This window comes from Moorena sp. SIO4E2 (assembly GCF_010671945.1).
In the GTDB taxonomy this organism is placed as follows: domain Bacteria; phylum Cyanobacteriota; class Cyanobacteriia; order Cyanobacteriales; family Coleofasciculaceae; genus Moorena; species Moorena producens.
Window position 1 is genome coordinate 1 of sequence record NZ_JAAHIE010000397.1, and the last position, 6,964, is coordinate 6,964.

General features: G+C 43.9%; 7 protein-coding genes. 2 read left to right on the forward strand and 5 right to left on the reverse strand.

Annotated elements, in window-relative coordinates; all coding sequences use genetic code 11:
* The first annotated feature begins 449 nt into the window (after positions 1-449).
* Positions 450-1,637 (forward strand): Fic family protein, encoded by a 1,188-nt coding sequence (locus F6K37_RS28520; RefSeq protein WP_008183368.1) that lies wholly within the window; start codon positions 450-452, stop codon positions 1,635-1,637.
* A gap of 218 nt (positions 1,638-1,855) precedes the next feature.
* Here the strand turns inward: F6K37_RS28520 and F6K37_RS28525 are convergent, their stop codons facing one another.
* Entirely contained in the window at positions 1,856-3,511 is a 1,656-nt protein-coding gene (locus F6K37_RS28525; RefSeq protein ID WP_008183371.1) for a hypothetical protein, read from the reverse strand.
* 426 nt (positions 3,512-3,937) lie between these two features.
* Between F6K37_RS28525 and F6K37_RS28530 the strand changes: the two genes are divergently transcribed.
* Positions 3,938-4,450, forward strand: a complete 513-nt coding sequence (locus F6K37_RS28530; RefSeq protein ID WP_008183374.1) for a glutaredoxin family protein — start codon at positions 3,938-3,940, stop codon at positions 4,448-4,450.
* Positions 4,451-4,662: 212 nt separating this feature from the next.
* Here the strand turns inward: F6K37_RS28530 and F6K37_RS28535 are convergent, their stop codons facing one another.
* The 4 genes from F6K37_RS28535 to F6K37_RS28550 all read right to left on the reverse strand — a co-directional run bounded on the left by F6K37_RS28535 (position 4,663) and on the right by F6K37_RS28550 (position 6,692).
* Positions 4,663-5,511, reverse strand: coding sequence for a class I SAM-dependent methyltransferase (locus F6K37_RS28535; RefSeq protein ID WP_287253804.1), 849 nt, complete (start codon positions 5,509-5,511; stop codon positions 4,663-4,665).
* A gap of 36 nt (positions 5,512-5,547) precedes the next feature.
* On the reverse strand, positions 5,548-5,769 hold the full coding sequence (locus F6K37_RS28540) for a hypothetical protein (RefSeq protein ID WP_287253806.1): 222 nt from the start codon (positions 5,767-5,769) through the stop codon (positions 5,548-5,550).
* Positions 5,770-5,872: 103 nt separating this feature from the next.
* Entirely contained in the window at positions 5,873-6,118 is a 246-nt protein-coding gene (locus F6K37_RS28545) for a hypothetical protein (RefSeq protein WP_137985330.1), read from the reverse strand.
* A gap of 52 nt (positions 6,119-6,170) precedes the next feature.
* Positions 6,171-6,692 (reverse strand): Uma2 family endonuclease, encoded by a 522-nt coding sequence (locus F6K37_RS28550; protein ID WP_287253809.1) that lies wholly within the window; start codon positions 6,690-6,692, stop codon positions 6,171-6,173.
* Between the last annotated feature and the right edge of the window lie 272 nt (positions 6,693-6,964).

Genomic DNA, 6,964 nt, shown 5'->3' on the forward strand with positions numbered 1-6,964 from the left:
GCCAGCATCCCATGGGGAGCGATTGTTTTGGGTCATAATCGCCTCAAGTGCATTTTTTCTTCAGTTTATCGAAACCTGAGTTACCCTGAAGGTTACCTTTATAGCAGAAGTCAGAAGTCAGAAGTCATTTGTCAGAAGTCAAACTCTTGCGCTTCTTGATGCAATAGCGAGTGGGGGAAACCCCCAAGACCGTAATGGTGCGCTTTCCGTTGGCGAATTAAATTCGCCACGGGTCGCACCTCTGCATCGCTTACAAAGGGTGTGAGACTAATGTCGATGTCCTAACTGCCCTGGCGACTGCTATAGGATAGTAATGGATCCTTTCAGTTGATTTTTTCGAGTTGGTAATTATATCATATAAATTTTCATTTATAGGCTTATTAACGAAAGAGATGGCTTTTCGTTAATATAGAGCTGGAAAATATTCAGTATTAACGACAGCGATAATAATGGTTAGTGCTACTAGAGCAGGTCAGTATGTGGATCAGCTTAGTGGATATAAAGCTTTCATACCGAATCCGTTGCCGCCTGTGCCTGACATCATTATCGATGACGAGATGTGGCAGCTTCTATCTCAGGCGGATCGTGCACTCGGTAGGCTAGATGGATCAACAGATGCTCTGCCTAACCCTGACCTATTTGTGTTTATGTATGTTCGCAAAGAAGCGGTTTTGTCGAGTCAGATTGAAGGAACGCAGGCATCTTTGATAGATGTTCTGGAATTTGAATCCCAAACACTCGAACCAGATAATCCTCAAGAAGTGGCTGAGGTGGTTAACTATATCGCTGCTATTAACCACGGTCTTGAGCGCTTGAAGGATTTACCTGTGTGTTTGCGCCTGATTCGGGAAATACACCAGAAGTTAATGCAAGGAGTGCGAGGTTCTGAGCGAGATCCAGGTGAGTTTCGTAGTAGCCAGAATTGGATTGGTCCGGAAGGATGTTCCCTCAAAGACGCTACTTACGTTCCACCTCCACCCCATGAAATGAAACAAGCTCTAGATAATCTAGAAAAGTTTTTGCATGATTCAAAACCAATTCCCGCTTTGCTAAAAATTGGATTGGCTCATGCTCAGTTCGAGACAGTTCACCCTTTTCTTGACGGCAATGGCAGAACAGGGCGTCTACTAATTACATTTCTTCTATGTGAGCAGAATATACTGAAGCGCCCGCTTTTATATATTTCTTACTATTTCAAGAAATATCGCTCTGAATACTATGACCGACTTCAAGCTGTCAGAGATAGTGGCAATTGGGAAGGTTGGCTAAAGTTCTTTCTGCGTGGTGTTTACGAAGTCGCTCAGGAAGCGTCCGCTACTGCCCGCAACATAGTAACCATGAAGGAAGAACATCATCAACTACTGGTCAATAAGATGGGGAAGCGAACCGGAAACGCTATAATCGTGCTGGATAACCTTTATTTTAGGCCAATTATCACTGTTGAACAGGTTCAAAAAATTATTCAACTCAAATACCCTAATGCCAACAAATTAGTTAATGATCTGTGTGATGTTGGTATTTTACAAGAAATTACTGGGCAAAAACGTAATCGCGTTTTTGCCTACGCTCCATACTTGGAATTGCTGAATCAAGGAACTAATATGAGTGGGGTGGACATCCTGAGCGCCCGAAAATGATCTCAAATCTGCAATTGGATAAATTGGTAAATTATTCCCCTTTAAATTAATCACTAGTTGAAATTAGTTTGTAAAATCGGGAATAGGAAACTACCTATTCCCATATCATCGATATGTTAACTAGTTAACCGGATAATTTAGAATTTATTCATTCTGCATTCTGCATTCTGCATTCTTCATTCTTCATTCTTCATTCTTCATTCTAAATTCTTCATTCTTCAATTCCCCTTTCTTAGTAAGCGCTGGAAAATTTGCAAGTTCTGATCGAGCCAATCCAGCCATTTCAGACTACTCGATAAAGATTTCGGTGGATCGGAAATCAAGGTATCTAGAGCAATCAGGCGTTGGAAATTGATCTTGACTGGATCATGACGCTCTGTGCGACCGTCTTTGCCATAAAACTTGACACCAGCTTGTTGCTGCATAAGAGTGATCAATTCTTGAGCAACGATACCGTAGCCAATGGTAGTGGGATGAATGCCATCTAGGGTGAAGAAACCACCGCTGGTGCGACCGGTGGCATCGGATCTAAAAAAGCGAGTATCTGGTACTGGTGAAAGAGCTTCGAGTTCCGGTGCCAGCTGATAGGGAGTCCACCAATCTGGTCTGCAGTCGGAGTCTTCAATATAACGTCGATAAGCTAAGCCATCCAGTAATCCTCCTAATTCAAATAAATACCAATCTCGACCTTCTTTTCGAGCTTGACGTACAGCATCAGCAATATAGTCGTTGTACTGGTCAATGACGCTATCAATGGCTCGGGCTTGTTGTGCGGTAATGTGCGGGTCACGGTTAGGATCGAAATCTTCGTCACTAATCCAAGGACGGGTGTAGTAGGGGAAGTAGCGCGAGCCAGTAGCGATCTTATCTCCTACTCCACGACCAATGGGGGCAATGGTGACATGGGGAACTGTAGCCCAAATCACATGGCGAGCTTGGATTTGCTTGACTTGGTCAACTACTTGATCCAATTCAGCTTTGAAATCTTCCGGACACCAGACCGTAGGTCGCTGATTGGGCTGTGGTGAATTTGAATCGCGATCGCAACTCCATCTGACCTGCAGTTGACCAACGGTGCCCATGGCATTATTCGCCCCAATCATGATCATCAGGGTTTCAATACCATCTCCCTGACCGTTTTCTAGACTTCCTTCTTGCCCTAGTGCCACGGCAGCTTGCACTGGGGTAAGTGCTTTACCTTGTGAATCCCGTGCGGAGTCCAAAACCCTCAATGCCGCATGTTCGTTAGCATTCTCAACGATTTGCCGCAATAGATCATCCGTTGGTGCCTCGATTGCCTTTCTGAGAGTATCTGCGTCGTGAGAGATAATGTCTTTAAGATTCCACCCATAAATAGCGAGATTGTGGTTAATCCCTTTGTGCATAGCAACAGTAGAGCCAACGCCCCCTTGCCAACCAGGACCCCGTTCCCAATAATCTTCTATGTCGTCCATAAATTCGCGGATTGAAAACAGAGCCGGTCCTAATTCCCACCACTGTATCTGGTCACCAAACTGTCGCTCTAAGTGCCGAACTAAATACTCCAGATTCAGGGGCAATCCACCGAATTTGCCATATTGGGTTGGACGACGCAGGTGTTCTTCCCAACCCATTTCTTGAGCAATCATTATGGGATAGGAGCGCTCAGTGTTAAAAATTGCTCCATTCTGGAAGCCATGGCTTAGGGAATCACCAATGGTGACCAGTCGATGTCGGGGAGTGCCTGGCTTTTGGTTGACTTCAATACTTAATTCCGGACGGATACCCAGAGTAGGGTCTGTTTCCGGTGGACGCCCTTGAGGTTGGATAACATCCTTGACTTGATCTGGAGCGTCAAAATCGAGCATGTCTTTGGTAAGCAAACGTTTGACCATAGTTGCCTGTTTATGAAAAAGAGTGATGATTAGTTATTAGATAATTCACTGATGCTGAGGTTAATTCCAGAAAAGTAAGCATTCAGCTTAAGCGCTATAGCAATCCTAAATCATTTGTAACATCACTGCACTTCTGAAAAACTAGCTCCAACTCCGGTATCATCTGCCTTCTGCCATTCCCCTCCTGAGAGGGGTTAGGGGTGGGTGCCTTCTGCCTTAAAGCAGTCCATTTCTTTCACGAATCAGATAGGATTGCTATATGGCGATGCTATGCTTGCCAGCTAATGGGCTGGGAGCCTGGTAAGCAAAGAAAGTAGAGAGGTTAGATCCCATTAATCAAGATTTGGTAGTTTCCGACAAGATCAGGTTAAAACGGTAAAGAAGTGATTAATTCCCTGGATAATTCCAATATATCCCCTACAAACTATGAACGCCAAACCTAGCATTAAACTCCCATGGATATTTATTCGTAGTTTAAATAAGACTGTCTGGGTGATTTCTAGTCTTGTCCTACTGACAGTAGCTGCGGAATCCTCTTTAGGAGAACCCTCACCCTCTACCCCTACAAAAGTAACCCTAGAATCCCCTGCTCCTGAACTCCCAGTTACCCCTTCAGCCACCTCTTTATCTGGTCATTTGAACAAAATTGGTGCTAAAATGTATGGGGCTTACTGGTGTCCCTATTGTACAAAGCAGAAGCAAATGTTTGGTGAGGCATTTAAGCAGATCAATTATATTGAATGTGACCCAAGGGCTGAAACCTCCCAAACTGACTTATGCATTGAAGCGAAGATCAAAGGCTTTCCAACCTGGGAAATTAATGGTCGGTTTTATCCTGGTATGCTGTCGTTAGAGCAATTGGCTAAATTTTCAGGCTACTCAGCAGAAGATGCTACAGAATCAATGCCAGTGGTGGAGGAAGAACAAAAAGAAAAATAAATAATAGCAATAGTGCAACGTTTAACCTTTAAAAACCTAAGGTAAGCAGTCAGCAGTCAGTAGTCAGCAGTCAGCTTATTTTATTCACAAGCTGTTCGGATCTCAAGTAGCCGCCCCATTGGCACCTCAAGTAGCGTGGCCAAAGGCCAATAGCCACTCAAGTAGCCACCCCATTAGCTGATAGCTGATAGCTGATAGCTTAGATTTAGGGATTATTTGGGAATAGAAAATGTTACCGATTTCCTGGCGCAAACAAAAAACGTTGTAATATCTATCCAAATGCCTTGTGGTGTGGCTAATTGCTCAACGGCTACAAAAAATTCAGTTTTCAATTGTGCTAATTTCTCTGGAGAAAGCTGGAAAACTTCCGCGCCAAAGGCACTCTTTGAGTTTCCCCGCCAAGAGTTTGCTGCTACTGTTTGAGTATCACTGCTGTAGTAACCAAGTTGGTCGGTTTTGACGTTGATGTCTTGAAAACCTGCTTCGGTGAGTAGCTGGTGACATTTCTCGGGACTACCAAGGGGTCCATTGGGATTAGGAATTACAATGCCATAGTCTCCTGCTTTTTCTCTAAACAGACCTCCTGTAGGAAAGGCCTTTGCTGCAAAACAGGAAAATCCGACTAATCCTCCTGGTTTTACGAAGCGATACCACTGCCGTAACGCAGCAGGGATATCTGTTAAGTATACAATGGCTGAAGAACATAGAATCCTATCGAAACTATTATCTGGGAAGTTGATAGTTTCTGCATCTGCTTCTATAAATTTGATGTTGTTGATACCTTCGGCTTTAACTTTTTGTTGGGCTAAATTGAGCATGCCTGAGGAAATATCTACACCGACAACAGCTCCAGAAGCACCGACAATTTTGGCAGCTAGAATTGCTACTAAACCTGTACCGGTAGCCATATCTAGAATTCGTTGTCCAGTTTGCAGGTGGGATACTTCTACTAGACCCTTGGCTAGCCGAGGGTGAAAGCTTCCTTGATCATAGTTTGGTCTGGTGTTAAAGTCAGCTTTGACGTTTTTCTTGAACTCATTTATATTTATCTGGTGTTTCATGGTTGGTGGAGATGGAAAATATGATCACTAGCTTAACTAGAATGAAGGAGGCTTAATCACTTCAAAGTCTGACTCATCTAGAGATAATATAAATGGTTGATCATTCTGCTCAAATGGATTTTCCTCTAATCTGACTATCCAACGACCGGATTCTTCCTGTGCTTCAATACGACCCGAAAGACCCGCAACATAATCAGGATAAATCACTCGAACTAAGGTTCCTACTTTGAGCATCTCAATCAAAATCTCTACTCCCAATGTCCACCTGATTTTACCTTTAATTAACCAAATCTTAAATTTAAATTGTTACAATAACAGATTAGGTTATTCCAAATTAGCTCGCGATTTCCCCCCAAGCTAGTCAGGAGGCTTGATCCTCACCGGGGAAGAGTGTGGATAGTGTGGGTAGTGTGGGTAGTGTGGGAGGTGTGGGAGGTGTGGGGGGAGAGGAAACAGATGCGTAGACACAACAGTTAATCCTAATGGTTAATTGCTGAGGGGCGGAATGAATATCAGTGGAATGGGCATCTTGCCTGCCCGAAAATGAAACGGGCAAGATGCCCGTTCCACCAAGATGCCCGTTCCAGCAAGATTCCCGTTCTACCAAGATGCCCGTTCTACAAAACTATTCAAATCATTCCATGATTAATCAATGCTGATTAAGCGATCGCTTGAAAAACCTGTTCGGCATTTAACCTTAATTCTGGAAACGTTGGCGATAAAATACGGTTAGCTCCTCGGAACTGACTAACATGATATTCACCATCTATCAATTGGTAGACCGATAAAGTAGGTTGTTTAGGATTGCCGATAAATCGCCGACCGCCTAAACCTAAATAATCAACAATCCAATATTCAGCAATTCCGAAAGATTCGTATTCTTCCAGTTTCAAAGCGTAATCGTCGCTCCAGTTTGTTGAAACTACTTCTATGACTAAACGAACAGAAGACCCCCGTGTGATAATCGATTCCTTTTCCCACCGTGCTTCGTTATCAGTAACCCTTTGCTTGTCTAAAACGATTACATCTGGTTCATACCCAGACTCTGTTTGTGGTTTGATCACGCATTCTTTGGGAATAAAGTAAGGCAATTGACAGCGCCGAATTTCTAAAAATAGTTCTCCTCCTATAAATCCGGCTACCTCTGAATGCATTCCCGTTGCTTTAAGCCTCTCGACCATGCTTAACTAATCGCTATTCCCTATCCCAGGGCATAGCGCTCTCACGAATAGTTTAGACCTGGGTGACATACTCCCGACGCTGCTAAACACGGGACAGCGCGGGCTTCTTCCCAAATCCACCTATCGGTTCGGATGCTCGGGAAGCTTATTAGAGTCGATGTCCGGTATTATCCGGAGCACCTCTCCTTCAAAGCCGTGCGTGAGACTTTCATCTCACACGGCTCCTAGATTCTCTCAACCTCTCGGCTTGCCTTTTGGCTTGCTCCAGTGAA

Coding starts and splice junctions, on each gene's coding strand:
- F6K37_RS28530 (WP_008183374.1), top strand. CDS start 3,938: ATGAACGCCAAACCTAGCATTAAACTCCCATGGATATTTATTCGTAGT.
- F6K37_RS28525 (WP_008183371.1), bottom strand. CDS start 3,511: ATGGTCAAACGTTTGCTTACCAAAGACATGCTCGATTTTGACGCTCCA.
- F6K37_RS28550 (WP_287253809.1), bottom strand. CDS start 6,692: ATGGTCGAGAGGCTTAAAGCAACGGGAATGCATTCAGAGGTAGCCGGA.
- F6K37_RS28520 (WP_008183368.1), top strand. CDS start 450: ATGGTTAGTGCTACTAGAGCAGGTCAGTATGTGGATCAGCTTAGTGGA.
- F6K37_RS28535 (WP_287253804.1), bottom strand. CDS start 5,511: ATGAAACACCAGATAAATATAAATGAGTTCAAGAAAAACGTCAAAGCT.